The organism is Rhodococcus sp. PSi06 (assembly GCF_054960675.1).
In genome coordinates this window covers 26,359-53,115 of sequence record NZ_JBHNYO010000004.1, presented here as the reverse complement: position 1 = coordinate 53,115, position 26,757 = coordinate 26,359, and the positions used below count along the sequence as shown (strand labels likewise).

Below are 26,757 nucleotides of genomic sequence, written 5' to 3'. Positions count from 1 at the left end.
TCGACGAAAGGACGACACAATGACAAGCCACTCGGTACGCCCCGAAGACATACTTCCCGACGGAGCCGAACGAGCCACGTTCGACGGCCGCCCGATACGGAAGGGCACCGTGGCGGCGTTCGTCGCGAATGCGCAGGCACTCCGCGACGTGGAACCCGGAACCGAGGCCCACGACGAAGTGGTCGCGACTCTGAAAGACCTGGCACCACAGCTCGCAGCGATCGGGATATTCGAGGTGTTCGAGCCCCGAGACCCGCAGATCGCGCACCTGGTCCGTGCCGTCGTGCAGGAGAACTGACGCCAGTTTGCCCAGTCTCGCCGCGGGCAATACCCCGGCCATGCCCCTCCCCTCACACGGCCGCTTCGAGTACTCCCCCATCGTGGATCGACCGCAGTTCGAGTGGCCGGGCGGCGCGCGTCTCGCGGTGTATGTCGCGGTCAACTGCGAGCACTTCCCGTACGACGACGGGCAGCCCGGCCTCGGTTACACGCCGGCGATGGACCAACCCAACACGTACAACTGGGGCTGGCGCGAGTACGGCAACCGTGTCGGCGGCTTCCGTATCGCAGAGACATTGCAGCAGTGCGGGATTCGGCCGACGTTATTGATCAACACCGAAGTGTACGAGCACGCCCCGCAACTGGCCGCCACGTTCCGCGGTGTGGGTGCGGAAGTGGTCGCGCACGGCCGAACGAACGCGGTGCAACCGAACGATCAAGACGAGGACGCCGAACGCCGCTCGATCGACGAGGTGGCGACGGCTATCGAGCGCCACGAGGGCGCTCCGCCCCGAGGCTGGATGAGCCCCGGTGCCAACCCGAGCCGCGTCACCGAGGACCTCCTCGCGGAGCGCGGTTACCAGTACACGTTGGACTGGCCGGTCGACGACCAACCTGTGTGGCTCGGGACCCGCGGCGGTCCTCTGCTCAGCGTCCCGTATCCCCACGAGATCAACGACCTGCCGATGTTCGTCCATCATCATCAGACCGCAGAAGCGTTCGAGCGCAACATCATCGGCAGCTTCGACGAGCTGAAGGAGAATTCGGCGAGACAACCGGTGGTGCTCGCTATCTCCGTGCATACCTTCCTGACAGGACAGCCCTACCGATTGCGCCGGTTCCGAGCCGCACTGAGTCACATGACCGACAACAGCGACGGCGTCTGGTTCACCACCCCGGGCGACATCGCGGCCCACTACCGCACGGTTGTAGCTCCCAGCCGATAGGTCGGCAGCACCACAATTGCCGTGCAGTCAGGCAGCTCGCTGTTTTCGTCGGTGGTAGCTGGGGATGAGTTGTCTTGTGGGGTCGACGGTTTCGGGTGGGATGGCGTAGGGGTGGCCGTCGTCGCCCATGATCATCTGCCAGTCACCGTGGTGGACGAGTCGGTGGCATTCTCCGCAGACGAGCGCGAGGTTGTTCAGATCGGTGTGGCCGCCGTCTTCCCAGAACTTCACGTGGTGGGCCTGGCACCACTGTGCGGGGCGACCGCACATGACGCAGCAGGTGTCGCGGATGCTCAGGGCGATGCGTTGGTCGGCGCTGGCCAGTCTGGTGGTGCGTCCGAGGGCGAGTGGGACGCCGTTGTGGTCGACGATGACGGGGGTCAGGTCTGCGTCGCAGGTGAGTAGCTCGGCGAGGGAGCGACTGATCGGGCCGGTCCAGTCGAGGTGGAACGGCCAGTCGGGATCGCCCGGCTCAGGCGCAGACTTCTGCCCCCTACGGCCCATACCACCGGCGACTGCTTCTCCGCGAGCATCGGCGGCCAGCCGCTCGGAGGCAGACATCTGCACGGCATCACTACAACCGGCACCACCTTTACCGCCGCCGGCGGTTGCTTCGCCGTGAGCCGCGGTGGCCCCAGGCTCGGGCGCTGACTCCTGTCCGGCTTCGGTTGCAGCTTCGCGGCGAGCGTCAGCGGCGACCCGCTCGGCGGCAGACGTCTGCCCCGCACCCCTATCGCCGGCATCACTACTGCCGCCGCCCGGATCAGCGTCGCCCGACCCGGGCCCGGACTTATGCCCGGCACCGGTTGCTGTGCCGCCAGTATCGGCACCGCCTCGGGCGGCACCGTCAGGACGCGGACCGGTACTGACGGTGCCGCCACCGCCGTTCGCGGAGTTCCCGGTAGGCACACCCTTTCCGGTCGAATCCGTTGTCGCGCTGCCGGTTTCCTCCTTGCCGTGGGCGAGCAGGTCCCGCAATGGAACGATCAGGTGCACCGACGCCCGCGACCCACCCCCTGACCCACTGCTACCGCCGCGCAGGTGCCGGTCGAGGATCTGATCGAGGGCATCGGCCCGCCGCTTCGACGGGGTACGCGGATCACGTTCACCACCGGGACCGGGCCGCGGCGCAGTCAACCCCGACAAGGCCGTGAGCAACTTCTCCGCCAGCAACCGGTCGACGTCGCCGCCGACCTGATAGCGACCGTTGGCCAGCGGATGCAGATCGAATCGGTTCAGGTCCGGATTCTCCGACATCGGTCGCGGCGCCGGCCTCGGCGGAACAGGCTCGGGCGCAGGCGGTTCCGGATCAGGCAGCCGACCGCTAGAGGTCACTGCATCATCACTACGCCGTTCTTGTTCCTGCCGTTCGTGGTCGCGGCGTGCCTTCTCCGCCTTCTCGTGACGAGCACGAGCGTCTTCGGATGCGGAATAGGCCAAGGCCTGCGCGCGAGAGGTGACCTGGCCGGCGGTGCTGCGCAACGCAGTGTCGAGCAGTTCGGCTACCACCCCTGCGCGTCGATCCTCACCCAACGTCGGGTCCGCTACCAGGACGACGTCGTATCCCTCGGCGATCGCCACCGCATGCGCGGCGTGGATCTCACCGCAGGCGAGGGCGTCGAGCACAGTGTGGTGATCACCCAGCCAGTACCCCAGTGCGTTCTGGCGGACCGCTGATCCGTCGGCGATCCGAACCGATCGGGCGTACCAGCGAGCGACGGACGAATGCCCCAGCTTCATCGCCAACCCGCGTCGGTCGATCTCGGCGAGCAACGTCAACCTCGTTGCCGCCAAAGCGCTCTCATGCGAGGTCACGTCGACCAGCTCGGTGACCAATTCCTGGTCCCCGAGCCCGAACACATCCCCCCATGTCTTCACCCCACGAAAGCTATACCCACCCACCGACAAACTTTGTCGACGACTCCCTACAGGGCGCGCATGCTGTTGTTCCGGGCGTTATGGGTGAGTTCGGCCAGGCCGAGCCGTTCGAGTAGCGGCGGCAAGTACATCCCGAACCGGCCGCGGTAACCGTTCCTGAGCCCGTACCATCCGCCGACCGGGTTGTCGGGCGAGCGCCCCCACGCCTCGACCGTGTCCGGCGCAGCCGGCTTCTTCTCGTCCGCGGCACCGAGCAGCACCCAGTCGGCACGCGTCGTCAGCCAACCGTGGAGATCCTCGATTGCCTCAATGCGGTACCTCAGGGTCGTCGACCCCACCTGACACACCAGGGCAGGCGGCTCGTGGCCGAGATCTCGGTACATGGTGTACTCCGACGTGCCGGGGGCGGTCGCGAGTGCCCAGGGGTCGGATGTGGTTCCGCTGCCGGTCATTGGCCAAGTCCGTTCCGGGGTCGAGTGCGCCGCACTACAGGGTCGGCCGGCGATTACATCCAGCTCACGGAGCGACAGTGCGGTACCGCAGCATCATTTCGTGGTCCTCGTGGTCGAGCATGTGGCAGTGCCACATGTATCCCTGCAACTCGGTCGGCCCAGCAGCAGGCATGTCGTGACCACCCATGTCGTGACCACTCATGTCGTGACCGCCGTGGTGCGCGGCAGGTCCCGCGAAGGTGGCGTCGGGATCGAAGCCGAGTTCGTCGGCCGTCGGGAATCGGACGAGGATCTGGGTGACGGTGCCCGGGTACGTGTTGACGGTGTCCTTCCATCCGGCTTCCCAGGTCGCCGGCGGCACCGAGGGCCCGGTGAGGAACTTCTCCACCGGCGGTGCCCATTTGGCGCCGAACGTCGGCCGCGGGAAGTCGCGCTGGTAGGCGGCGAGGTCGATGGGGATGCGTCCCAGCGTCCGAAAGTGCGCCAGGTGCAGGTGAATCGGGTGCGGCTCCACCGTCGTGTTGACGATGTTCCACATCTCCACCGTGCCCTGCTTGGGCATTTCGATGTCCGGGTCGGAGTACCGCAGGTTGTTCAGGTTCATCAGCGTCATGTCCAGGTTCAACCCGCCGGACGGCTGATTGACGGTGACTGTGCGCGTGAAAGTGGGGGTGGGCAACGCGGGCAACAGATCCGGCTGGCCTTTTCCGCCGCGCAGCAACGACGGCATCCCGCCGCGGAACCCCGCCGCCGACGCCACGCGGAACTGGCAGAACATCGGCATCGGGACGGCCCCGAGGGACGCGGCCTGCGCCGGTGGCGGCTCGTCGTTGAGCAGTTCGACGAGGGCACCCGCTTCGACGGCTCCGAAGTCGACGAGGATGTCCGCGCGCTCGGCGGGCGCGAGTCGGATGCTGGTGGTTTCCACCGGCGCGTCGAGCAATCCGCCGTCGGTTCCGATGACCCAGAAGCGAAGTTTGTTGGTGAAGAACAGGTTCCACACACTGTACGAGCCGGCGTTGACCAGCCGCAGCCGGTACATGCCTCGGGCCACTTCCATCGTCGGCCAGATCTTGCCGTTGACGACGCCCACGTCTCCGGTGCCGCCGCCTTCCCACTTACCTTGCGGCACAGTGATATTGGAGCGGATGCTCATGCTGCCGTCGGGATTCATGATCTTTTCCTGCAGCACCAACGGCAACTCGAATTCACCCGAGGGCAGACCGAGGGCGTTGTCCGATGTGCCGGTGTCCCAACGGTCTCGGACGAGGTTCATACCGAGCAGGCCCGCGTAGACGTTGATGCGCGTCATCGACATGGCGTGGTCGTGGTACCACAACCCGGCAGCATCGTTGAGCCCGGAGAAGTTGTGCGTCATCGCCTCACCGGGGCGCACCAGCATCTCGGAGTGCCCGTCGCTGGCCGGCTCGGTGATACTGCCATGGAAATGCAGCGCTGTCGGCGTCATCGTGCGGTCCATCTCGCTCATGCCGTGCAGCGAGGTGTCGACGTCGGCGGCGAGAGGATTGCCGGCGGTCGTGTTGGAGTACTTCAACGTCCAGGGCTGACCGGTCTGCGATTCGATGGTCGGCCCGAGGTAGTCGCACTGCCCGTAGCCGAACGTCGGTGCGGGCCGGAGATCGGCGTGGAACGCGTGGGTGGCGCTGTGCGCGTCGAGCGAGATCTCGGTACCGCTGATGAGCGGCAACCGAGGCAGCTCGTCACGGAACGGCGTCAGCGGCGGCGAATGAAACAGCAGTGGGCTCTGACCACGGAGAAAGTCGTCGGCCAGTGCTCGACGCGTCGTCGACGCCACCGGGATTGCCGCCGCACCTACCGCCACTGCGGCGGCCGCCAGCCCACGTAGGGCGGTTCGTCTGGATACAGCGCCGCTCACCCGGCCACCTTCCTTCCTGGTTGTGATTGGGCCCATACTATGTGCTGGTCGGCACCAGCCGTCACCCCACACTCGGATCGTCCGGCACGTTCCTGCCGGTGGAGGGATCTATTTCGTCATGGCAACAATCTCGTTCGAGCGCACGACCAGGCTTTTTCCCGGCTCCGACACCCCCGCGGTGAATCAGCTCGACCTGCAGATCGAGGACGGTGAGTTCCTCGTTCTGGTCGGCCCCTCGGGCTGTGGCAAGTCGACGTCGCTCCGGATGCTCGCGGGCCTCGAGGAGGTCAACTCGGGACGCATCCTCATCGGCGGCAAGGACGTCACCAATTCCGAACCGAAGGATCGCGATATCGCGATGGTGTTCCAGAACTACGCGCTGTACCCACACATGACTGTCGCCGAGAACATGGGGTTCGCCCTCAAGTTGGCGAAGGCGAACAAGGAAGACATTCGCACCCGTGTCGAGGAGGCAGCCAAGCTGCTCGATCTCGAGCCGTACCTCGATCGCAAGCCGAAGGCCCTCTCCGGTGGGCAGCGCCAGCGAGTTGCCATGGGCCGCGCCATCGTTCGGCAGCCGCAGGTGTTCCTGATGGACGAGCCGTTGTCCAACCTGGACGCGAAACTCCGCGTCCAGACGAGGACGCAGATTGCGCAGTTGCAGCGCCGGCTCGGCACGACGACCGTCTACGTCACCCACGATCAGGTGGAGGCCATGACGATGGGTGACCGTGTCGCGGTGCTCAAAGGTGGTGTGCTGCAACAGTGCGCCACACCACGTGAGCTCTACCGCACCCCGGTCAACTCGTTTGTCGCCGGGTTCATGGGCTCACCGTCGATGAACCTGTTCCGTGCTCCGGTCACCGACGGCGGCGTCCAACTGGCCGATCAGGTCATTCCGGTTCCGCGTCAGACCCTCGGTTCGGCCACCGAGGTGATGTTCGGCATTCGGCCCGAGCACATCGAGATCGCAAGCAGCGGAATCGCACTGGAGATCGACGTCGTGGAAGAACTCGGTTCCGAGGCCTTCGTGTTCGGACGCGCGGACATCAACGGCAAGACCGAAACAATTGTCGCTCGGGCCGATTGGCGTAGCCCGCCCGAGAAGGGCGACCGCGTTCACGTCCGAATCGACGACGCGCACGCCCACATCTTCGACGCGTCCGCCGAGGGTCATCGGCTGAACTGACCCAACGTGCGCGTTGTGCACAGCACAACGCGCACGCAGGTCAGACCAGCAGCTCGGCTATTTGAATAGTGTTGAGTGCGGCACCCTTACGCAGGTTGTCGCCGGAGACGAACAGCGCCAATCCGCGGCCCTCGGGGACGCCCGGATCCTGGCGGATGCGTCCGACGAGGGACTCGTCCTTGCCTGCAGCGTCGAGCGGTGTCGGGACGTCGACCAACGAAACGCCCGGTGCCGAGGCCAGCAACTCGCGGGCTCGCTCGACCGACAACGGCGAAGCGAACTCGGCGTTGATCGACAACGAGTGACCGGTGAACACCGGCACGCGCACGCAGGTGCCGCTGACCAGCAGGTCCGGCAGTCCGAGGATCTTGCGCGATTCGTTGCGCAGCTTCTGGTCCTCGTCCGTCTCGCCGGATCCGTCGTCCACCAACGCGCCGGCCAGCGGCAGGACGTTGAAGGCGATGGGCGCGACGTACTTGTTCGGGGCCGGGAAATCCACCGACGAACCGTCGTGCACCAGTTTTTCGACGTCGTCGATGACGGCGCGGGCCTGGGTAGCGAGCTCGTCGACGCCGGCGAGACCGCTACCGGAGACGGCCTGGTAGCTCGAGACGATCAGCCGCTGCAGGCCTGCTTCGTCGTGCAGTACCTTGAGTACCGGCATCGCGGCCATGGTGGTGCAGTTGGGGTTGGCGATGATGCCGCGCGGCGGGTTCTTCGCCGCCTCGGGGTTCACTTCGCTGACGACCAGCGGCACGTCGGAGTCCTTGCGGAACGCCGACGAGTTGTCGATGACGACCGCGCCGGCTGCGGCGAATCGCGGTGCCTGCTCGCGGGAGAGCGTGGCCCCGGCCGAGAAGAGTGCGATGTCGATACCGGCGAGGTCCGCGGTGGAGGCGTCCTCGACGATGATCTCCTCGCCGCGGAACGGCAGCTTCTTGCCCGCCGAGCGCGCGGAGGCGAAAAAGCGAACGGTGTCGGCGGGGAAGTTGCGCTCCTCCAACAGGGTTCGCATGACGGCGCCGACCTGGCCGGTGGCTCCTACGACTGCAACTGTGGTCATGGCTATCGTCCTGTTCCTGCGTGTACAACTGCTTCTTCGTCGCCGCCGAGGTCGAAGGCTGCGTGCAGCGCGCGTACCGCGTCGTCGAGCTCGGTGTCGCTGCACAGCACGGAGATACGGATCTCCGAGGTGCTGATGAGGTCGATGTTGATTCCTGCGTCCGCGAGGGCCTCACAGAACGTCGCGGTGACGCCGGGGTGGCTCTTCATACCGGCACCGACGAGCGAGACCTTGCCGATGTGATCGTCGTAGAGCACCTGTGCGAAGCCGATCTCACCCTGCAACTTGGTGAGCTTCTCCACTGCCGTCGGGCCGTCGGCCTTGGGGCAGGTGAAGGTGATGTCGGTCTTGCCGGTGTCGATCTTGGAGACGTTCTGCAATACCATGTCGATGTTGATTTCCGAATCCGCCACTGCGCGAAAGACCTTGGCGGCGTAGCCGGGTGTGTCGGGCAGACCGACGACGGTGACCTTCGCCTCGCTGCGATCGTGTGCGACGCCGGTGAGAATTGCTTCTTCCACTGGAATGTCCTCCATAGATCCGGAGACGATCGTTCCGGGTTTGGTGGTGTACGACGAGCGCACGTGAACGGGAACGTTGTAGCGACGGGCATATTCGACGCAGCGCAGCATGAGCACCTTCGCGCCGCAGGCCGCCATTTCGAGCATCTCCTCGAACGAGACGGTGTCGAGCTTCTGGGCGTTGGGGACGATGCGCGGATCGGCGGTGAAGATGCCGTCGACGTCGGTGTAGATCTCGCAGACGTCGGCGTTCAATGCCGCGGCGAGCGCGACGGCAGTGGTGTCGGATCCACCGCGGCCGAGGGTGGTGACATCCTTGCTGTCCTGGCTGACGCCCTGGAAGCCGGCGACGAGGACGATCGAGCCTTCGTCGAGCGCGCTACGGACGCGGCCAGGCGTGACATCGATGATCTTGGCGTTGCCGTGCACGCTCGTGGTCACGACGCCTGCCTGCGAACCGGTGAACGAGCGCGCCTCGGCACCGAGCGAGTGGATCGCCATTGCGACGAGGGCGTTGGAGATACGTTCGCCGGAGGTGAGCAACATGTCCATCTCGCGAGCAGGCGGAGCCGGGCACACCTGCTGGGCCAGGTCGAGCAGTTCGTCGGTGGTGTCGCCCATCGCCGATACGACGACGACGACGTCGTTGCCCGCCTTCTTGGTCTCGACGATTCGTTCAGCGACGCGTCGGATACGTTCGGCGGTCCCCACCGACGATCCACCGTACTTCTGGACGATGAGAGCCACGCGTATTACCTCCGCTGGATAGCCGACAACCGTTCGATTGTCCGCGGTCACCTTACCGAGAGAGCGGCCCGAACAGTGGTCCGGGTAGCTCCGAGCTGGGACTTCAGGGTGGTCTGCCTGCGGCTTCGCCTGTCCTAACATGTTCGAGTGACCGTTCCCGAACATCGCCCACCACCGCCGGCCCGAGGTCTGCGGGTGCTCTTCGGGCTCCCCGCCGTCGGCCGTCGCTGGCCCGGTGGTCTGCGTTCGGCCCTGGCGTTCGGTGTTCCGGCGATCCTGGCGTGGCTGCTCGGGTTCCATACCGAGGCATTGCTGGTGGTCTCGGGCAGTTTCGCCGTCATCTACGGCGAAGGCCGTCCCTACCGTTCGCGCTGGTGGGTGGTCCTGACCGCAGGAGCCGCCCTGGTGGCGTCGGTGTGGCTCGGCGCGACGGCCGGTCGGCTCTCTCTCGACTTCGGCGAGACCGGCTGGGCGCGGATGATCCCGGTCTTGGTGCTGTCGGTTCTCGCCCTCATCGCGGTGTATGTCGTGGCTGCGCTGCGACTCGGCCCGCCGGGAGCCTTCTTCTTCGTCCTGGTGTGCGCGGTGGCGTCGTACCTCCCGGTTGCCGATATCAGCGCGACTCGCGGTGCCCTGTGCGCGGCGATCGGGGTGGCGTCTGCCCTGGTGATCGCGATGTCGGGGGTAGTTCGAGACTCGAGGGGGCCCGAACGGACTGCCGTCGGCGCGGCGGTGGCCGCCATCGAGAAATACACCACATCGCCGACGCCTTCCGTGGCCGATCGACATGCTGCGGCCTCGCGTCTGCACGCTGCCTGGGCCGCGCTGCACGAGGCCGGATCGGCTCGGTTGGCCTCGCGCCCGGCGCTCGTACAAACCCTGTTCGACGCGCATCGCGCGTTTGCGACGAGCACATCGGCGCGCGCCGGCACGCTGCCCGACCCGGACGCCGCTGTGGAAACGCCACAGGACCAGCTGCCGTTGGCGCGTCCCGGCGTCGGGTATCGGTTGGTTCGGTCGTTGCATCGCGACGCCCACGCTGCGTCGACGGCGATCCGCGTGTTCTGCGCCGCCGCCGCGGCAGGCGGAATCAGTGTGGCGCTGGATCTGAGCAGGCCGGATTGGGCGATCCTCGGCGCAGTACTCGTGCTGCAACAGGGCCCGGATCGCGTCCACGGGACGTACCGCGGCATGCAACGTCTCGGCGGAACTCTCGCCGGAGTGGTCCTGTTCGCCGCGATCTCCCTCTCGCCGCTGACCGGTCTTGCCGTGATCGTGGTGTTGATGGTGCTGCAGTTCGCGATCGAGATGAGTATTGCTCGCAATTACGGTCTCGCCGTCACCTTCATCACCCCGCTCGCGTTGTTGATGGGCACCATCTCGCATCCGGGAGCTCCGCTCGGCGGCATCGTCGTGGATCGGGTGGTCGAAACGGCGGTGGGTGTCGCCCTGGCGTTGGCGGCGCTGTGGCTGTTGATGCCCGGTGCCTTTCGGCGCGCGCTGCTGTGGTCCGATCGGCGGGTTCTGCACTTGACGGACCGCTTGCTGACGACCCTGCGGACCGAGAAGGCAACGGCAGCACTGAGTTTGGAACTTCGACGGGACGTGCAGTTCGAGCTGGTCGGTGCCGCGCTCGCGGGAGCCGAAGCGGCGCACAACGATCGCCGCTGGGCGCATCGAGTGTGGGATCGGCATGCGGAGGTCGATCACCTCGGATACGAACTCCTCGCGCGGTGTTGGACCGCCGCCGATGTCGGACGACTGAACGACATCGATCAGTGGCAGCGCAGGCACGACGCTGTGGCCGAAAAATTCGAGTCCCGAACCCTGGGGTGAGTGGTCGGTCTGCGGTAGTACACTCAGCCCATGCTGCGAGCTCTCCTTCTTAACAGCCGCGACGGGGTCTGAGACCAGACTGGCTTCCCGTCGCGGGGTTCGTTGCGCCGGTCGAACACATTGTTTTGATCTGTACGGAGAGACGAAGACCATGTCACCAGCCGACGCATTCACCTCGGGATCTCGCACCATCACCCCGCCCTCACGGCCCGCGCCCAGCGACCAGCCCGTGTGGAACACCCAGAAGAACTCCTCGATGCCCACGTTCCGTTATCGGCCGTTCGCCGAGGAAGTGGAGCCCGTCACCCTCCCGGACCGCACCTGGCCGGACAAGATCATCGACCGGACGCCGCAGTGGTGTGCCGTCGATCTGCGCGACGGCAATCAGGCGCTGATCGATCCGATGAGCCCCGCGCGCAAGCGCCGCATGTTCGATCTGCTTGTTCGGATGGGCTACAAGCAGATCGAGGTCGGCTTCCCGTCTGCCAGCCAGACCGACTTCGACTTCGTCCGCGAGATCATCGAGGACGGCGCGATTCCCGACGACGTCACCATCCAGGTTCTGACGCAGTGCCGTCCCGAACTGATCGAGCGCACGTTCGTCGCGTGCGAGGGCGCTCGCAGCGTCATCGTGCACTTCTACAACTCGACGTCGATCCTGCAGCGCAAGGTGGTGTTCCGGGCCGATCGTGAGGTCATCAAGAAGATCGCGACCGACGGTGCCCGTAAGGTTCTCGCAGAAGCAGCCAAGTTCCCCGATACCGACTGGCGTTACGAGTACTCCCCCGAGTCCTATACCGGTACCGAGCTCAGCTACGCCAAAGAGGTGTGCGACGCCGTCACCGCCGTCATCGATCCGACGCCCGAGAAGCCGCTGATCCTGAACCTGCCCGCCACCGTCGAGATGGCGACGCCGAACGTCTACGCCGACTCGATCGAGTGGATGAGCCGCAATCTCGACCGCCGCGACAGCATCGTGCTCTCACTGCACCCGCACAACGATCGCGGAACCGGCGTTGCCGCAGCAGAACTCGGCTACCAGGCCGGTGCCGACCGCATCGAGGGATGCCTGTTCGGCAACGGTGAGCGCACCGGCAACGTCTGCCTGGTCACGCTCGGCCTGAACATGTTCACTCGCGGTGTGGATCCGCAGATCGACTTCTCCAACATCGACGAGATCCGCCGAACGGTGGAGTACTGCAACCAACTTCCCGTCGCCGAGCGTCACCCCTACGGCGGCGATCTGGTGTACACCGCGTTCTCCGGCAGCCATCAGGACGCGATCAACAAGGGCCTCGACGCCATGAAAGTCACTGCGGACGAACAGGGTTCGGACATCGGCGACATCACGTGGCAGGTACCGTACCTGCCCATCGACCCCAAGGACGTCGGCCGCACCTACGAGGCCGTCATCCGCGTCAACTCGCAGTCCGGCAAGGGCGGCGTCGCGTACATCATGAAGTCCGATCACGGACTGAACCTGCCGCGTCGCCTGCAGATCGAATTCTCCCAGGCCGTCCAGCGCATCACCGACGGTGAGGGCGGCGAGGTCTCGCCCAAGGAAATGTGGGACGTCTTCGCCGAGGAGTACCTGACCCCGATCCGTCCGCTCGAGCGCATCAAGCAGTCGGTGGTCGCGGCCGAGCACGACGGCGGTACCGACACTATCACCGCGACGGTCAAGGTCGACGGCGTCGAGCAGGAAATCTCCGGCTCCGGCAACGGGCCGCTCGCCTCGTTCGTCGACGCGCTGTCCACCATCGGTTACGACGTGAGTGTCCTCGACTACTCCGAGCACGCACTGTCGGCAGGCGACGACGCTCAGGCCGCGGCCTACGTCGAGGCATCGGTCACCTCGCCGTCCGGCGTCGCCACCACCGTCTGGGGCGTGGGAATCGCGACCTCGATCACCACAGCGTCACTGCGTGCGGTGGTATCGGCTGTGAACCGCGCGATGAAGTAACTTTCCCTGCTCGACGAAAAAGCCGCCCATTCGATGCGAATGGGCGGCTTTTTCGATGCCGGACCGGGACAACCAGCTAGCGCATACAGGCTGCGCCCTGATACGCGACCAATTGCTTCTGCGTTTCGGTCGGCACCGGGATCCGCGCGTACACCGGCTTTTCGTCGCCGAAGGCAAGGTAGATCGGAAAGACGAATGGCTTCTTCGAGTCCGCGATCGCGTGCGCTTCACACGACGCTGTGGTGATGGTGAGCGGAACGGCCAGGGAATCACTGTCGGACTGCAGCGTTCGGGGGAGCACACCGGTCACGTCGTAGAGGACGCTGCCCCGCAGTTCGTCGACCCGAATCGGTCCGTCGAAAGACTCGCGAGACACCAGCAGACTGGCGGACCAAGGATCGGTCGAGACAGGCGGGGGCGACGAAAGCGACAGCGTCATCGACACTTTCGACAAAACTTGCTCGGCCGTGCACTCTTCCGAATGGATGCGGTCGATGATGTCGTACGGTTGCGCGAGCGGAACCTCGACGTCCTGCTCCCGTTCGCCTTCGCGGGTCACGGACAGGCGCGCGGCCAAGGGTCCTACAGTCGAGTCACATCGAGCCGCGCCGTATGGAGTCGGAATATCGATCCGGCCGCCCTTCTGCAGCTCGATCTCGCGCACCGTAGGAGCGACGGGTGCAAATCCAGGAGAGGCGAGTGCGATGGTGTGCACCGCAATCGGTCGGTTACCAGTGTTGGCGATTGTGATCTGGAACTGGCCACCGATCGCGTCGTCGACGCGCGACCGGTAGGCCGAGGCGGTCATGCCGGAAGGGGCGTCCTGCTCAGGGGGATTCGAGCACCCCGCCAGCGCCAGAACTATCAATGCCACGACACCGCAGGCACGGGAAGCGGCGACCGCAGATCCGAGCGACCGGAATCGAGCGTCCGAATCCGCCGCACGTGCTGGGGCCGCAGCGTCCGCGCTCCCGTATGACGGGTCGCCACGGAAACCACATCGCGGAAGGCAGCGGTCCCGTACGCCGGCAGCGATCCTGCCTCGGCTCAGGAACCGAAGGACCGACTCTGAACTCGCTGAGAGATGTCCCATTGCAGAACCTCCGGTTGTGCGGCCTGTGGTGCGAGCCAGATGTATGGATTCTGGCACCACATCGGGTTGCGATTGGATCTATGCGCCGCTACCAATTCAGACACCCGCGAACTCGGCGATCCCAACACCAGGGGCGTCGGAACCGGGCAATGAAGTAAGTTCCCCTGCTCGACGAAAAAGCCGCCCACTCGATGCGAATGGGCGGCTTTTCGTTTCAGGACCGCTGTCGGGCAGAGCTGCCGGTCGGGGCACGTCGTTCGTAGAGCCATGTCAGCAGCGTGAACAGCGCTCCCGCCACCAATGCCCCCAGCAGGGACTTCCATACAGCGCTGTCGTCGAAAAACACGAACGCGGCGAACATCAGAACGGTGTACACGCCGCCGGCCACGAGCAACTTCATCACGCCTCCCCTGGTTCGTCGATCAGGATCGTTACCGATGCTAACGCATCTGGCGGCGGTGCGGTCCCGCTAATTTCTGGTCGTTGCTTTCGCCTCCGCCTCGAAGGCGTCCGTCACCGCAGCAATTGCGGGCAGTCGACGCGCATCGGGCCGCGTTGCCAGTTCGTAGATGCGACCCGCCCTGACGCCGGAGAGCTCCCGGCGCACCAGATCGGGATGCACGACGGCATATCTGGGCATGAGCGCGACTCCGTGTCCGGCGGCGACGAGGGTCTCGGTCACTCGAAAGTCGTTGATACGTTGCATCACTCGCGGCTGTACGCCCGTCGCGGCGGCCACCGACAACAGCACGTCGTCGACGGGAAACCCACCACGAACGCTGATCCAGCGCTCGTCGACGAGGTCCCTCAGGTCAACCGAGCCGTGCTGCGCCAAGGGGTGATCGGGAGGCAGTACCAAGTCGATGGGTTCTCGCATCAACGCCGTCACCTCGATGCGGGGGCCTGCGGTCGACGGCGCCCGCTCGTCGCGATGAGTGAGCACCACGTCGTAATCGGCAAGTAGTTCGGGCACCGAGGAGGCGGGCAGATCTTCGTCGCGGGCGTCGATATCGACGTCCGAGTCTGCGAGCCGCGTCAGCACTCCAGGCAGCAGCAGTGCCGCGCCCGACGGGAACAGGGCCACACGCACGCGTCCCTGCGGGGAGGCTCGGTATCGGTTCATTTCCGCTCCGGCGCGGGCCAGAGCCGCGAGGACATCGTCGGTTCGCAGCACCAAGGCGCGTCCCGCGTCGGTGAGACGGAGGCGACGACCATCGGGCTCGAGAAGCGTCACGCCGGCTTCTCTGGCCAACAGCTTGAGTTGCTGGGATACGGCCGACGGAGTCATGGACATCGCGTCCGCGACGGCGGCGACGGTCCCGCGATCGGCCAGTTCTCGAAGAATCCGGAGACGCTCCACGTTCATGTAGAAAACCTTAACTGTTGCTGCGGATTTATTCGATTGTGCTCATCATTGGCACGGGTCACGATTGACGGCATGACCACCCGCGACCGCATCCTCGGTTTGACCGTCGCCGTGCTGTGGGGGTTGAACTTCCTCGCCATTCGCGTCGGGCTGGATCACCTCCCACCCTTTTTCTTCGCCGCGATCCGGTTCCTGGTCATCGCCATTCCCGTCATCGTGTTCGTGCCGCGACCGAAAGTGCCACTGAAGTGGTTGCTGCTGTACGGCTTCGGATTCGGCTTCCTTCAGTTCGCCTTCCTGTTCGCGGCGATGGCGACCGGCATGCCCACCGGGTTGGCGTCGCTCGTGCTGCAGTCGTCCGCGCCGTTCACCGTCGTTCTCGGCGCGATTCTGCTGCGCGAACACGTCACCCGCAGGCAGACCATCGGCATTGCGGTCGCCGTGTTCGGCATGGTGCTGATCGGATGGGACCGTGCTCAGAACGCCACCCTCCTGCCGGTCATCCTCACCCTGCTGGGAGGACTCGGCTGGGCCTTCGGCAATCTAGGAAACCGACTCGCCAAGTCCGATTCCCCGATGACGCTGATGCTGTGGATGACCGTCGTGCCCCCTGTGCCGATGCTGGCACTGTCGGCCGCCGTCGAGGGCCCGACCACGGGCTGGCACGCGCTGGCAGGTTCGTTCGGCCCGCAAGGTTGGCCTGCTCTGGTCGCGTTGGCGTACACCGTGATTCTCGCCACGATCCTGGGCAGCGGGCTGTGGACCATTCTGATGAGCCGCAACCCGGCGGGGCTCGTCGCGCCCTTCTCTCTCCTGGTTCCCGTCGTGGGCATTGCCGGTGCCTGGGCCTTTCTCGACGAAACTCCGTCACTGTTCGCCCTCGTCGGCGGAGTGATCGTCATCGGCGGCTGCCTGGGCGGTATGGCAGCGCGCAGACCTGTCGAAGTGTTGGAGAAAGCACCGGTGTGACCGGCCACTACCGACGTGAAACTGCGCGCTCTTCTGTGCCAGACTCGGCGGATGGTTGATGTGGGTGAGCGCAGGAAGATCGGCGCGCGGGGCCGCGTGGCATTGCGCGCGGCGGAGCTGGCGACCTGGGCGTCTCGCAAGGCAGGCCGGGGCAAGGGCTCGATGATCGGTGGACTCGTCGCGCTGAAGATCGACCCGAATATCCTCGGCGGGCTCGGACGTGGTCGACGCACCGTCATCGTCACCGGCACCAATGGCAAGTCCACCACCACACGGATGACGGCGGCGGCCCTGTCCACTCTCGGCGACGTCGCCACCCAGGCGGACGGCGCGAACATGGACGCCGGCATCGTCGCGGCATTGCACGCACATTTCGACGCGGAGTTGGCCGCTCTCGAGGTCGACGAACTGCACGTTCCTCATGTGTCCGACGCGGTGGACCCGGCAGCCATCGTGCTGCTCAACCTCAGCCGCGATCAGCTCGACCGTGTGGGCGAAATCAACATGATCGAACGCAAGCTTCGTGCAGGATTGGCCCGGCACCCCGAGACCGTCGTCATCGCCAACTGCGATGACGTACTGGTCACTTCAGCTGCATTCGATGCCCCCAACGTGGTCTGGGTCGCCGCCGGTGGCGGGTGGGCGGGCGACTCGGTCAGCTGCCCCCGCACGGGCGAGCCCATCCTGTGGGAGGGCGAGCACTGGTACAGCACCGGCAGTGATTTCAAGCGGCCGACGCCCGACTGGTGGCTCGACGACGAGAATCTCTACGGCCCCGACGGACTCGTTCTGCCGATGAAACTCGCGCTCCCCGGAAAAGCCAACCGCGGCAACGCAGCTCAGGCCGTCGCCGCTGCGGTGACCCTCGGTGCCAGTGCAGAAGATGCCGTCGCAGCCGCGTCGGGCGTCGACGAGGTGGCTGGACGCTACTCCACCGTCCAGTACGGATCCCATTCCGTCCGAATGCTTCTCGCCAAGAATCCCGCCGGCTGGCAAGAAGCGCTGTCGATGATCGACCCCACCTGCGACGGGCTCGTCATCGCCGTCAACGGTCAGGTGCCCGACGGCGAAGACCTGTCGTGGCTGTGGGACGTTCGCTTCGAGCACTTCGAGAACGTCGCCGTGGTCGCTGCCGGCGAGCGGGCAACCGACCTCGGGGTACGCCTGCTCTACGCGGGCTCGAAGCACACAACCGTCGCAGATCCGTTGCAGGCCATTGCTTCCTGCCCGCCTGGACGCGTCGAGGTACTCGCCAACTACACCGCGTTCCGCGATCTCGGTCGCGCGCTGGCACGTGAGGTGAAAGATGTCTGAGTCCACCGTTCGCATCGGCCTCGTTCTGCCCGACGTCATGGGCACATACGGCGACAACGGCAACGCACTGATTCTCCGACAGCGGCTGCGCATGCGCGATATCGACGCCGAGGTCGTGCAGATCACGCTCAGCGATCCGGTTCCCGATTCACTCGATGTGTACACCCTTGGTGGAGCCGAGGATTCAGCGCAACGCCTGGCGACGCGTCACCTCACCCGGTACCCCGGATTGCAGAACGCCGCGGCTCGTGGCGCTCCCGTGCTGGCCATCTGTGCCGCGATCCAGGTACTCGGTCACTGGTACGAGACCTCCGCCGGCGAACGCGTCGATGGCATCTCACTGTTCGATGTCACCACCGCGCCGCAGGCCACACGTTCGATCGGCGAGGTCGTCACCGAGCCCGCGCTGGACGGCCTCACGCAGAAACTCACCGGCTTCGAGAACCACCGCGGCGGAACGACACTCGGGCCCGACGCGTCCCCACTCGCGAAGGTCACACACGGTGTGGGCAACGGCGTCGGCGACGGACGCGAAGGCGTCGTACAAGGTTCGGTACTGGGCACGTACATGCACGGGCCCGTACTCGCCCGAAACCCGGAGTTGGCGGACTACTTGCTCGAGCGTGCGTTGGGCACCACTCTCGCTCCCCTCGAACTGCCCGAGGTGGCGCAACTTCGCAAGGAGCGGCTCCGCTAGCACCTGCGGCAGGCACTCACATACGTCGCCGTCCGGTAAGAGCCCTGCCGAGAGTGAGTTCGTCGGCGAACTCGAGGTCTCCGCCCATCGGCAGACCGGAGGCGAGACGGGTGATGGCCAGACCGGGGAAATCGCGCATCATGCGGACCAGGTAGGTGGCAGTTGCTTCACCCTCGGTGTTGGGGTCGGTGGCGATGATGACCTCGGTGACGTCGACGCCGTCGTCCTGAGTTCCCACACGGGTCAACAACTCCCGGATCCGCAGCTGATCGGGACCCACTCCATTGAGGGGATCGAGCGCGCCCCCGAGTACGTGGTAGCGACCTTTGAATTCGCGCGTACGTTCCACGGCCTGAACATCTTTGGGCTCTTCGACGACGCAGATCATGGACCTGTCGCGTCGTGAGTCGGCGCAGATCCGGCACAGTTCCTTGTCCGAGACGGTCCCGCAGACTATGCAGAACTGCACGCCGTCGCGGATGCGCTGCAGCGCGCGCATGAGCCGATCCACCTCGGGTGGCTCGACGCCCAAGAGATGAAAGGCAATGCGCTGAGCGCTTTTCGGACCGACTCCGGGGAACTTTCCCAGTTCGTCGATCAGATCCTGTACCGGACCTTCGTACACTCTTCTCGCCTAGAAGCCGGGTAGTCCGAGTGAGCCGCCGCCGAGACCGCCGGCGAGGGGGCCGAGCTTCTCGCTCGCAACGTTCTGCGCTGCCTTCGACGCATCGGCGATAGCACCGATCACCAAGTCCTGGAGGGTCTCGATGTCCTCGGGGTCGACGACCTTGGGGTCGATGGTAAGTCCGACCACCTCACCGGTCCCTTTGACGGTGGCGACGACGAGTCCACCGCCGGCCTGGCCGGTCACTTCGGTCTCCGCGATCTCTGCCTGCGCCGCCATCAACTGCTGCTGCATCTGCTGAGCCTGCTGCAGAATCGATGCCATGTCTGGCTGCTCACCGGGTTGCACTGTGCCGTCCTCTCGCGTGGGTCGAAAGCGCCCTCCAGCGTAGTCGTACCTTCGATGGCTGCGATTCACCGTGCGTCGAATCGCCACTACCGAGCTCACCGTCCACAATTTGACCGCACACACGGGATCACGTCCGCAGCCACGAATAGTGGACACTCAGCACAGTCGAACCCAACAGCCCAGCTCACTGTCCACAATTTGACCGCACACACGGGATCGCGCCTGCAGCCACGAATAGTGGACACTCAGCACAGCCGAACCGAACGAGGATCAGCGTTGCTCCGCGTGATGGTCGTAACCGGCGGGCAGGAGTTCGCCGGCGAGGACGCTGACGAGGCCGTCGGGGGTATCGATGATGACGCGCATCGAGGGGTAGAGGTCGGCGAAGATCTGACGGTCCTTGCCGCACGGGCTCTTCACCCCGCGCCCGTGGTTGCCGACCGCCACGATGAGCGTCGGCTCAGTAGCACCGGCTGCCCGCGCCGCCGCCAGCGCGACGGTCTCTGCGCATGGGCCACCGGTGAAGTGATAGAGGTTGACCCCGGCGAAGGTGCGGCCGTCCGACACTCGCACCGCGGCACCCATCGTATGGATTCCGTCCTCACCAGGGCCCGCATCCGTCGTCGCATCGATTGTTTGTCTGGCTGTTTCGACCAGGGTCCGATCCCCGTCGGTCACGGGTCGCGCGGAAGCGAAGAACACGACGCGATTCTAGTAAGGCCCGGCGACTGAGCTTCCGTCATTACTGAGGGGCCGTAGTCTGACGGCATGGATCAGCCGGCGAGCCACACTCCTCGCAAGCGCCGGGTGACTCCCGAGACCATGGCCCAGGCAGGCATCGCGATCACTCTGCAGAAGGTGACGGTGAAGTCGGTGGCCCAGAGCCTGGGTGTGTCGATCGTCGCGATTTACAACAACATCGACGATGTGAACGCTCTGAAGGCCCTGGTGGCAGAGGAAATTCTGCGCCGTTGGTCGCCGCCGCTTCCCGCCGACGACGAGTCGATGCACGATGCGTTGCTGCGGTTCAGCGTTGCGATGCGCGATCAGGTACACCAGAACCCCGGCATCGCGGAGTATCTGCTCGGTTTGACGCCCAGTGCAGTGGACACGATTCGAATGATCGATGCGGTGCACACTCGCTATCGGGTTCGCTACGGTCTCACGGCCAAGCAGGCCACCTGGGCCGTCACCAATGTCGCCGAACATGCGCTCGCGCTGGGGGCCATGGTTCACCACGCCGGCGGGCGGCCACCCGAACTCGATGCCGAGATCGCTGAGGGTTCCGATCTCGACACATTGCCCGAGGCGCACGACAACAACGATCGCGGCCCCGACGGCATGTTCCTGTGGTCGATGCGCACCGTGGTGGTCGGAACCCTGGCGCTCATCCAGGATCCCGACTTCGAGCAGTACTAGATCAACTCGCGGCGCAGGTTGTCCAGTGTCGCGGCCTGAATTTTCTTCAGCCCGAGCGGTGCGAACGTCTTCTCGAAGAATCCACCGATTCCGCCCGCGCCCGTCCATTCCGTCGTCGTGGTGACCGAAGTACCGGATCCGTCCGGGGCTACCGACCAGGTGGTGACCATGGACGAGTTGGCATCCCGCTCGGTGATCGTCGATCCGGATACGGTGACGGTCGCGGCAACGTTGCGCACCCGCTTCTCGGTGGCCTGCAGGGTCCACTTCGCCACTGTTCCGTCGCCCTGACCGCCCTTAACCACCTCGTAGTCGCGGTACTGCTGGGGCAGGATGCGAGGTCGGACAGTCTCGTAGTCGGCGAGAGCGGCGAGCACCCGATCCGGCGTGGTGGCGATGGTGACGGAACTGGATGCACTGACCTGAGCCACGGAACGTACTCCTTCGATTGCGAACAAGATGTGCGTCCATCCTGCCTCGTCGCGCGGTCGGGTTCGGCATCGTGCCGGACGGCATGTGTCGTGCCTCACAAAAAAAGTTCGCACGCTGAAAACACATGCATGATGCAACCATTTTGTCCGAATTGGTCCGATTCCGTGCCCGGTTTCGGCAACAGTTGCGTGAAGTTTCACCGGTGGGACGCCCACGCCGGTGGATACCGAGGGATACGAGATATAGCGTTTGCACGTGGCTTCAGTGAATGCTCTTCTCGGACGACGGCCAGAACCGAGGGAGAGCGGTTACGCAGCGCACCGGTCGGGTGTCGAGCAGTTGCTTCGCAGCTATCGAGCGATCCCCTCCGCTGCGACGGTGCGTCTGGCGAAGAAGACGTCCAACCTGTTTCGGGCCAGGACGACATCGAATACTCCCGGCCTCGACGTGTCCGGCTTGAGCAAGGTCATCACCGTGGACCCGGCGGCAGGTACCGCCGATGTCGCCGGTATGTGTACCTACGAGGACCTCGTCGACGCGACGCTTCCGTACGGCCTGGCCCCCCTCGTCGTCCCGCAGCTCAAGACGATCACCCTCGGCGGCGCAGTCACCGGGCTCGGCATCGAGTCGACGTCGTTTCGCAGTGGACTACCGCACGAGTCGGTCCTCGAGATGGACGTTCTCACCGGTAGCGGCGAGATCGTCACCGCAACACCCGAAGGCGAACATGCCGATCTGTACTGGGGCTTCCCCAATTCCTACGGCACCCTCGGCTATTCGACCCGGCTGAGAATTCAGCTCGAGCCCGTCCTGCCCTATGTCGCGTTGCGTCACTTGAGATTCCACGACCTCGAGACGCTCCAATCCACGATGGACGCGATTGTCACCCGACGCGAGTACGACGGTATAGCCGTCCAGTACCTCGACGGGGTGGTCTTCAGCGCCGATGAAAGCTATCTGACGCTGGGAGTTCAGACCGACGAACCCGGACCCGTCAGCGACTACACCGGCGCAGACATCTTCTACCGCTCGATACAGCACGATTCGGACACACCGAAAACCGATCGGCTGACCATTCACGACTATCTGTGGCGTTGGGACACCGACTGGTTCTGGTGTTCCCGCGCATTCGGAACCCAGAACCCGAAGATTCGACGCTTCTGGCCGCGTAAGTACCGACGCAGCAGTTTCTACTGGAAGCTGATCGGGCTCGATCGCAAGTACGACATCGCCGACCGGCTCGAGAAGCGCAAGGGGAATCCGCCGCGTGAACGCGTCGTGCAGGACGTCGAGGTTCCGATCGAACACACCGCAGGCTTCGTCTCGTGGTTCCTGGGCAACGTTCCTATCGAGCCGTTGTGGTTGTGCCCGTTGCGACTTCGCGAGCCCGCGGCCGCCGGAGCCAATCCGGCGCGCCCGTGGCCGCTGTATCCGCTCGAACCGAAACGGACCTACGTCAACATCGGCTTCTGGTCGTCCGTCCCCATCGTCGCCGGCGAACCCGAGGGTGCCGCGAACCGCGCGATCGAGAAGAAGGTCACCGACTTCGCCGGGCATAAATCGCTGTACTCGGACGCTTACTACACCGAGGACGAATTCGCCGTGCTGTACGGCGGCGACAGATATATCGAACTGAAAAACAAATATGATCCCGACACCAGATTGTTGGATTTGTACTCGAAGGCGGTGCAACGCAAATGACGACGTTCAAGGACTCAGGTAATCGCACGGCGAACGGCAGCCAGAAGCTCAAGATCTCGGAGATTCTGGAACTGATCTCCGACGGCAACATTCCGCTGCGTTTCACCGCGTACGACGGCAGTGCCGCTGGACCCGAGGATGCGAAGATCGGTCTCAACCTCAAGAGTCCACGCGGAACCACTTATCTCGCAACAGCTCCCGGCGATCTCGGTATGGCCCGCGCCTACGTCTCCGGCGATCTCGAGGCTACCGGCGTCCATCCCGGCGATCCTTACGAACTGCTCGCCCTGATGGGCGACGAGCTCCACTTTCGCCGCCCGTCGGCCATGACCCTGACCTCGATCGCCCGGTCACTCGGCTGGGATGTACTGCGGCCCATCGCTCCTCCACCCCAGGAGGCGATTCCGCGGTGGCGTCGCATTGCCGAAGGTCTGCGGCATTCCAAGACCCGTGATGCCGAAGCGATCCATCACCACTACGACGTGTCCAATGCCTTCTACGAGATGGTGCTGGGCCCGTCGATGACGTACACGTGCGCGGCGTTCGAGGCAGCGGACCAGTCGCTCGAAGGTGCGCAGGAGAACAAGTATCGCCTGGTGTTCGACAAGCTCGGTCTGAAGCCCGGCGATCGCCTCCTCGACATCGGCTGCGGCTGGGGTTCGATGGTGCGTTATGCCGCGCGCCGCGGCGTCCACGTGATCGGCGTGACCCTTTCTCAGGAGCAGGCCTCGTGGGCGCAGAAGGCCATCGCCGACGAGGGACTCTCCGACCTGGCCGAGGTGCGCTTCTCCGATTACCGCGACGTGGCCGAGACCAACTTCGACGCCATCTCGTCGATCGGATTGACCGAGCACATCGGTGTGCACAACTACCCGTCGTACTTCTCGTTCATCCAGTCCAAATTGCGTGACGGCGGTCGACTGCTCAATCACTCGATCACCCGGCCGGACAATCGCGCTCATGCCAAGGCGGGCAGCTTCATCGACCGCTACGTCTTCCCCGACGGGGAGCTCACCGGATCCGGACGCATCATCACCGAGATCCAGGATGTCGGTCTCGAAGTCCGGCACGAGGAGAATCTGCGCGAGCACTATGCGCTCACTCTCGCCGGATGGTGCCGCAACCTCGTGGACAACTGGGACGCGTGCGTCGCCGAAGCAGGCGAGGGAACGGCCCGGGTCTGGGGCTTGTACATGGCCGGATCCCGCTTGGGATTCGAGCGCAATGTGGTTCAGCTGCATCAGGTTCTGGCCGTCAAGCTCGGACCGAAGGGGCAGGCCGACGTACCGCTGCGTCCGTGGTGGAACGGCTGATCGATGTGAGCGGAACTTCGTAGTGGACTACGAAGTTCCGTGCACATGGGAGCGTCAGCGACCTGTCGCCCGCAGGATCACTCGAGCCGTCTCGACGGGCTGATCCCAGTGCGGGAAGTGTCCACACTTGTCGAACCAGTGCACGGTGGCGTCGGGGAATCGTTCCGACGCCACGTCGGCCTGGCTGGGAGTCGTCACCTTGTCCTGACGACCCCAGCCGATGAGCAGTGACCCGTTCAGCGATCCCTTCGCGGCACCGAGCTGCCTGGGTCCGTGGATCAATGCCTTACGAGCGGCGTCCAGTGACGGTGAGGTCCGGGCCGAGAAGCCCTTCAGCTCCCGCTCCACCAATCCACTCGGCAATTTCCACGGTGCAGCCGAGAACTGAGCCAGCGCAACAGTTCTCGTCACCGGATTACCGGCCAGGAACGGCACCAGCGGTTGCGCCCGCTTCATCAATGCCAGCGATGCCGTAATGGTTGCTCCGAATATCCGAACCTGGCGGTCGTTCCAGAAGCCGCCCGGGTCGAGGGCGACCATCGAACCGCGGTGACCCCGGCGCGCAAGTTCGACGACCATGCGCGCACCCATCGAACTGCCGACAAGATCGGCGTCGGACAGTCCTTCTTCGTCGAGGAAGTCGCGCACCGAATCGGTGAGCGTCGCGATCGAGACCTCGGGCAGTGGCGGTGTCTGCCCGAATCCGGGCAGATCCAGGGCGATCACCTCTCGGTGCGCGGCGAGCGCGGGAACGATCGGATCCCAGTTTCGGTGCGAGGATCCGAGCCCGTGCACGAGAACAAGCGGCTTACCGCGTCCGGTTCTGAGGTTGTACATACCCCGGCATGTACCCCTGGACCGTCGATCTACACATTCGGGCTGTAGTGCGACGGGTTCGACCGCCGATGTGCCGGTGGCAGATTGCGAGCCGGGGTGTGCACCAGCGGCGCCGTGGCTGGAATTCGCCCCTGGGCGCGATCCCATCCGGCCCGGCCACGTGGGTGCAGTCGGCGACGCCGCGGCACCAGCCCGAACGCGAGGTTCACCGCCCTACCGAACAGCGCGAAGCGTTGCTCGTCGCGGGCAGACCAGCGATAGCCGAGGAGTTCACGCACCGGCTCGTCGTAGAGCCCGACGGTGATCCAGACCATCAGCGCTGCCACCGGACGCCGCAGCACCGTCCACACTCGTGGCGGCACCCACGCTGCGTACGGCGGTGGCCCCAACTTCGACAGATCGAGCACCCCGCGGGCAGCCATGTTGTCTTCCAACACGTTTCGGCACATGTGATCCCAGTACGTCTGGAACTCGGGCCACGTCGCGGGAACCGGACGCATACTCATGCCGTAGAGCCGATACCACTGCACGTGCTCGTCGAACAGTTGTACTTTCTGCGCCTCGGTCAGCCCGCCCATGAAGCGGTCGGCGGTGAGCACCGTGCCCATGAAGAAGGTGGCGTGCGCCCAGTAGAACGTCTCGGGATCGAGTGCGTGATACGTGCGCCCCTTGGCGTCGATTCCTTTGATGTCGTGGTGGTAGCCGCGCACCGCCAGGGCTGTTTCCTCGGCGCGGTCGCCGTCGAACACCACTCCGCCGATGGGATACAGGGAGCGGTAGAGGCGTTGCCATCGCTCGTCGAAGAACGTCGAATGCTGCTCGACGCCCGCTCCGAGGCCGGGGTGCATGTTCTGCATGGATCCCGCCCAGACGCCCTGCAGCATCCCGCGCCAGTCACCGAAGTACTTCCAGGTGAGCGAGTCGGGACCGAGCGGGATTGGGCGGTCACTCTGACTACGCATGTTGTCAGACTAGGGTTGACAACATGCGTAGTCAACAGCTGGAAGAGCGCAGATCCAAGCGATACGACGCGCTTCTCGCCGCGGGGGTCGAGCTCCTCGGCTCCGCGGACGGTCCGGCCGTCAACGTGCGCGCCGTCTGTCGAACCGCCGGCCTGACCGAACGGTACTTCTACGAGAGCTTCGCCGACCGGGACACGTTCGTTCGCGCGGTGTACGCCTGGGTGGGCGCGCGGGCGCGGACCGCCCTCGAGGACGCCCTCTCGGACAGCTCGCCCGCGGAGACCATCGCCGCGCCCGTCCGAGCGTTCGTCGAACTCATCATCGACGAACCGCGAACGGGTCGGGTGCTGCTCATCGCGCCGTTGGCGGAACCGGCGCTGAGCCGACGTGGCCTCGACCTGCTTCCCGGTTTCGTCGAGCTGGTGCAGTCACAGCTGCCGGACACCGACGACCGACAGCTGATCGCCGTCGGAACCGTCGGCGCTCTGACCGCCCTGTTCATCGGCTACCTCGACGGCACTGTCACCGTCACCCGTGAAGCCCTCGTGGCACATTGCATTCGGCTGATTTCCGAGGCCTCCGTGCGAGGATGACACCACCTCTAACCGAAGGAGCTCTTCCATGTCCGATCTCGATCAGTCGTTCGCCGATGCTCAGGTAGACGTCAAGAAGCTCACGTCCAAGCCGAGCAACGACGATCTGCTGAGCCTGTACTCGCTCTACAAGCAGGGTTCGATCGGAGACGTCACGGGTAAGCGTCCCGGGCGGCTGGACATGGTGAACCGTGCGAAGTTCGATGCCTGGGCGAAGCTCGAAGGTACGAGCCAGGATTCGGCGAAGCAGCAGTACGTGGATCTGGTGACCAAGCTCCTCGCCGGCTGAGCCAACGGCTATGGTCGAGTGCGGGGG

The 26,757-nt window shown here is 65.0% G+C and carries 27 protein-coding genes; 13 read left to right on the top strand and 14 right to left on the bottom strand.

Annotation, left to right across the window (positions count from 1 at the left end):
* Positions 1 to 19: 19 nt before the first annotated feature.
* Together ACFI9K_RS06755 and ACFI9K_RS06750 are read left to right on the top strand one after the other, a co-directional pair.
* The gene (locus tag ACFI9K_RS06755; RefSeq protein WP_462662800.1) at positions 20 to 298 is read left to right on the top strand and encodes a hypothetical protein; all 279 of its coding nucleotides are present in this window, start codon (positions 20 to 22) and stop codon (positions 296 to 298) included.
* A 7-nt stretch (positions 299 to 305) separates the two neighbouring features.
* Positions 306 to 1,226, top strand: a complete 921-nt coding sequence (locus ACFI9K_RS06750; RefSeq protein WP_462662799.1) for a polysaccharide deacetylase family protein — start codon at positions 306 to 308, stop codon at positions 1,224 to 1,226.
* Between the two features lie 27 nt (positions 1,227 to 1,253).
* Here ACFI9K_RS06750 and ACFI9K_RS06745 read toward each other — a convergent pair whose 3' ends face one another.
* The 3 genes from ACFI9K_RS06745 to ACFI9K_RS06735 all read right to left on the bottom strand — a co-directional run bounded on the left by ACFI9K_RS06745 (position 1,254) and on the right by ACFI9K_RS06735 (position 5,489).
* Complete coding sequence (locus ACFI9K_RS06745) at positions 1,254 to 3,104, bottom strand: HNH endonuclease signature motif containing protein (protein ID WP_462662798.1); 1,851 nt, start codon at positions 3,102 to 3,104, stop codon at positions 1,254 to 1,256.
* A 47-nt stretch (positions 3,105 to 3,151) separates the two neighbouring features.
* Complete coding sequence (locus tag ACFI9K_RS06740; protein WP_462662797.1) at positions 3,152 to 3,556, bottom strand: DUF6855 family protein; 405 nt, start codon at positions 3,554 to 3,556, stop codon at positions 3,152 to 3,154.
* A gap of 64 nt (positions 3,557 to 3,620) precedes the next feature.
* Positions 3,621 to 5,489, bottom strand: coding sequence for a multicopper oxidase family protein (locus tag ACFI9K_RS06735; protein ID WP_462662796.1), 1,869 nt, complete (start codon positions 5,487 to 5,489; stop codon positions 3,621 to 3,623).
* Positions 5,490 to 5,571: 82 nt separating this feature from the next.
* Here ACFI9K_RS06735 and ACFI9K_RS06730 point away from each other — a divergent pair, with 82 nt between their 5' ends.
* The gene (locus ACFI9K_RS06730) at positions 5,572 to 6,642 is read left to right on the top strand and encodes an ABC transporter ATP-binding protein (RefSeq protein WP_462662794.1); all 1,071 of its coding nucleotides are present in this window, start codon (positions 5,572 to 5,574) and stop codon (positions 6,640 to 6,642) included.
* Between the two features lie 40 nt (positions 6,643 to 6,682).
* On the opposite strand, the gene ACFI9K_RS06725 is transcribed toward ACFI9K_RS06730, so the two are convergent.
* Positions 6,683 to 7,705 carry an aspartate-semialdehyde dehydrogenase gene (locus ACFI9K_RS06725; RefSeq protein WP_462662793.1) on the bottom strand — a complete coding sequence of 341 codons (1,023 nt, stop codon included), beginning with the start codon at positions 7,703 to 7,705 and terminating at the stop codon, positions 6,683 to 6,685.
* A 2-nt stretch (positions 7,706 to 7,707) separates the two neighbouring features.
* The gene (locus ACFI9K_RS06720) at positions 7,708 to 8,973 is read right to left on the bottom strand and encodes an aspartate kinase (protein ID WP_222095047.1); all 1,266 of its coding nucleotides are present in this window, start codon (positions 8,971 to 8,973) and stop codon (positions 7,708 to 7,710) included.
* A 147-nt stretch (positions 8,974 to 9,120) separates the two neighbouring features.
* On the opposite strand from ACFI9K_RS06720, the gene ACFI9K_RS06715 reads away from it, so the two are divergent.
* Together ACFI9K_RS06715 and leuA are read left to right on the top strand one after the other, a co-directional pair.
* A complete protein-coding gene (locus tag ACFI9K_RS06715) occupies positions 9,121 to 10,809 on the top strand; it encodes an FUSC family protein (RefSeq protein WP_462662792.1) in 1,689 nt (562 codons plus the stop codon).
* A gap of 151 nt (positions 10,810 to 10,960) precedes the next feature.
* Complete coding sequence (leuA, locus tag ACFI9K_RS06710; RefSeq protein ID WP_462662791.1) at positions 10,961 to 12,772, top strand: 2-isopropylmalate synthase; 1,812 nt, start codon at positions 10,961 to 10,963, stop codon at positions 12,770 to 12,772.
* A 76-nt stretch (positions 12,773 to 12,848) separates the two neighbouring features.
* On the opposite strand, the gene ACFI9K_RS06705 is transcribed toward leuA, so the two are convergent.
* From ACFI9K_RS06705 to ACFI9K_RS06695, 3 genes are all read right to left on the bottom strand, one after another.
* On the bottom strand, positions 12,849 to 13,646 hold the full coding sequence (locus tag ACFI9K_RS06705; protein WP_462662790.1) for a hypothetical protein: 798 nt from the start codon (positions 13,644 to 13,646) through the stop codon (positions 12,849 to 12,851).
* Positions 13,647 to 14,079: 433 nt separating this feature from the next.
* Positions 14,080 to 14,265 carry a hypothetical protein gene (locus ACFI9K_RS06700; RefSeq protein ID WP_462662789.1) on the bottom strand — a complete coding sequence of 62 codons (186 nt, stop codon included), beginning with the start codon at positions 14,263 to 14,265 and terminating at the stop codon, positions 14,080 to 14,082.
* 69 nt (positions 14,266 to 14,334) lie between these two features.
* On the bottom strand, positions 14,335 to 15,231 hold the full coding sequence (locus tag ACFI9K_RS06695; RefSeq protein WP_462662788.1) for a LysR family transcriptional regulator: 897 nt from the start codon (positions 15,229 to 15,231) through the stop codon (positions 14,335 to 14,337).
* 72 nt (positions 15,232 to 15,303) lie between these two features.
* Here ACFI9K_RS06695 and ACFI9K_RS06690 point away from each other — a divergent pair, with 72 nt between their 5' ends.
* From ACFI9K_RS06690 to ACFI9K_RS06680, 3 genes are read left to right on the top strand one after another with little or no spacing between them, the layout of a single operon-like run.
* Positions 15,304 to 16,200, top strand: coding sequence for an EamA family transporter (locus ACFI9K_RS06690; protein ID WP_462662787.1), 897 nt, complete (start codon positions 15,304 to 15,306; stop codon positions 16,198 to 16,200).
* Between the two features lie 51 nt (positions 16,201 to 16,251).
* Positions 16,252 to 17,514 carry a MurT ligase domain-containing protein gene (locus ACFI9K_RS06685; RefSeq protein ID WP_462662786.1) on the top strand — a complete coding sequence of 421 codons (1,263 nt, stop codon included), beginning with the start codon at positions 16,252 to 16,254 and terminating at the stop codon, positions 17,512 to 17,514.
* Entirely contained in the window at positions 17,507 to 18,211 is a 705-nt protein-coding gene (locus ACFI9K_RS06680; protein WP_462662785.1) for a type 1 glutamine amidotransferase, read from the top strand. The genes ACFI9K_RS06685 and ACFI9K_RS06680 overlap by 8 nt, the downstream gene beginning before the upstream one ends.
* Positions 18,212 to 18,227: 16 nt before the next feature.
* On the opposite strand, the gene recR is transcribed toward ACFI9K_RS06680, so the two are convergent.
* The 3 genes from recR to ACFI9K_RS06665 form a co-directional block, all read right to left on the bottom strand.
* Positions 18,228 to 18,836: a recombination mediator RecR gene (gene recR, locus ACFI9K_RS06675; RefSeq protein ID WP_032379989.1), complete on the bottom strand. Its 609-nt coding sequence runs from the start codon at positions 18,834 to 18,836 to the stop codon at positions 18,228 to 18,230.
* A gap of 9 nt (positions 18,837 to 18,845) precedes the next feature.
* Entirely contained in the window at positions 18,846 to 19,184 is a 339-nt protein-coding gene (locus ACFI9K_RS06670) for a YbaB/EbfC family nucleoid-associated protein (protein ID WP_317564856.1), read from the bottom strand.
* Between the two features lie 270 nt (positions 19,185 to 19,454).
* Positions 19,455 to 19,886, bottom strand: a complete 432-nt coding sequence (locus tag ACFI9K_RS06665) for a cytidine/deoxycytidylate deaminase family protein (RefSeq protein WP_462662784.1) — start codon at positions 19,884 to 19,886, stop codon at positions 19,455 to 19,457.
* Between the two features lie 66 nt (positions 19,887 to 19,952).
* On the opposite strand from ACFI9K_RS06665, the gene ACFI9K_RS06660 reads away from it, so the two are divergent.
* Positions 19,953 to 20,603, top strand: a complete 651-nt coding sequence (locus ACFI9K_RS06660) for a TetR/AcrR family transcriptional regulator (protein ID WP_462662783.1) — start codon at positions 19,953 to 19,955, stop codon at positions 20,601 to 20,603.
* On the opposite strand, the gene ACFI9K_RS06655 is transcribed toward ACFI9K_RS06660, so the two are convergent.
* Positions 20,600 to 21,034 carry an SRPBCC family protein gene (locus tag ACFI9K_RS06655; protein WP_462662782.1) on the bottom strand — a complete coding sequence of 145 codons (435 nt, stop codon included), beginning with the start codon at positions 21,032 to 21,034 and terminating at the stop codon, positions 20,600 to 20,602. The genes ACFI9K_RS06660 and ACFI9K_RS06655 overlap by 4 nt on opposite strands.
* Positions 21,035 to 21,290: 256 nt before the next feature.
* Here ACFI9K_RS06655 and ACFI9K_RS06650 point away from each other — a divergent pair, with 256 nt between their 5' ends.
* Complete coding sequence (locus ACFI9K_RS06650; RefSeq protein ID WP_462662781.1) at positions 21,291 to 22,736, top strand: FAD-binding oxidoreductase; 1,446 nt, start codon at positions 21,291 to 21,293, stop codon at positions 22,734 to 22,736.
* Complete coding sequence (locus ACFI9K_RS06645; RefSeq protein WP_462662780.1) at positions 22,733 to 24,049, top strand: class I SAM-dependent methyltransferase; 1,317 nt, start codon at positions 22,733 to 22,735, stop codon at positions 24,047 to 24,049. The genes ACFI9K_RS06650 and ACFI9K_RS06645 overlap by 4 nt, the downstream gene beginning before the upstream one ends.
* Before the next feature lie 54 nt (positions 24,050 to 24,103).
* On the opposite strand, the gene ACFI9K_RS06640 is transcribed toward ACFI9K_RS06645, so the two are convergent.
* Positions 24,104 to 24,886, bottom strand: coding sequence for an alpha/beta fold hydrolase (locus ACFI9K_RS06640; RefSeq protein WP_462662779.1), 783 nt, complete (start codon positions 24,884 to 24,886; stop codon positions 24,104 to 24,106).
* A gap of 29 nt (positions 24,887 to 24,915) precedes the next feature.
* On the bottom strand, positions 24,916 to 25,848 hold the full coding sequence (locus ACFI9K_RS06635; protein ID WP_462662778.1) for an oxygenase MpaB family protein: 933 nt from the start codon (positions 25,846 to 25,848) through the stop codon (positions 24,916 to 24,918).
* A gap of 23 nt (positions 25,849 to 25,871) precedes the next feature.
* Between ACFI9K_RS06635 and ACFI9K_RS06630 the strand changes: the two genes are divergently transcribed.
* Complete coding sequence (locus ACFI9K_RS06630; protein ID WP_462662777.1) at positions 25,872 to 26,441, top strand: TetR/AcrR family transcriptional regulator; 570 nt, start codon at positions 25,872 to 25,874, stop codon at positions 26,439 to 26,441.
* Between the two features lie 28 nt (positions 26,442 to 26,469).
* Entirely contained in the window at positions 26,470 to 26,730 is a 261-nt protein-coding gene (locus ACFI9K_RS06625; protein WP_222095017.1) for an acyl-CoA-binding protein, read from the top strand.
* The last annotated feature ends 27 nt before the right edge of the window (positions 26,731 to 26,757 follow it).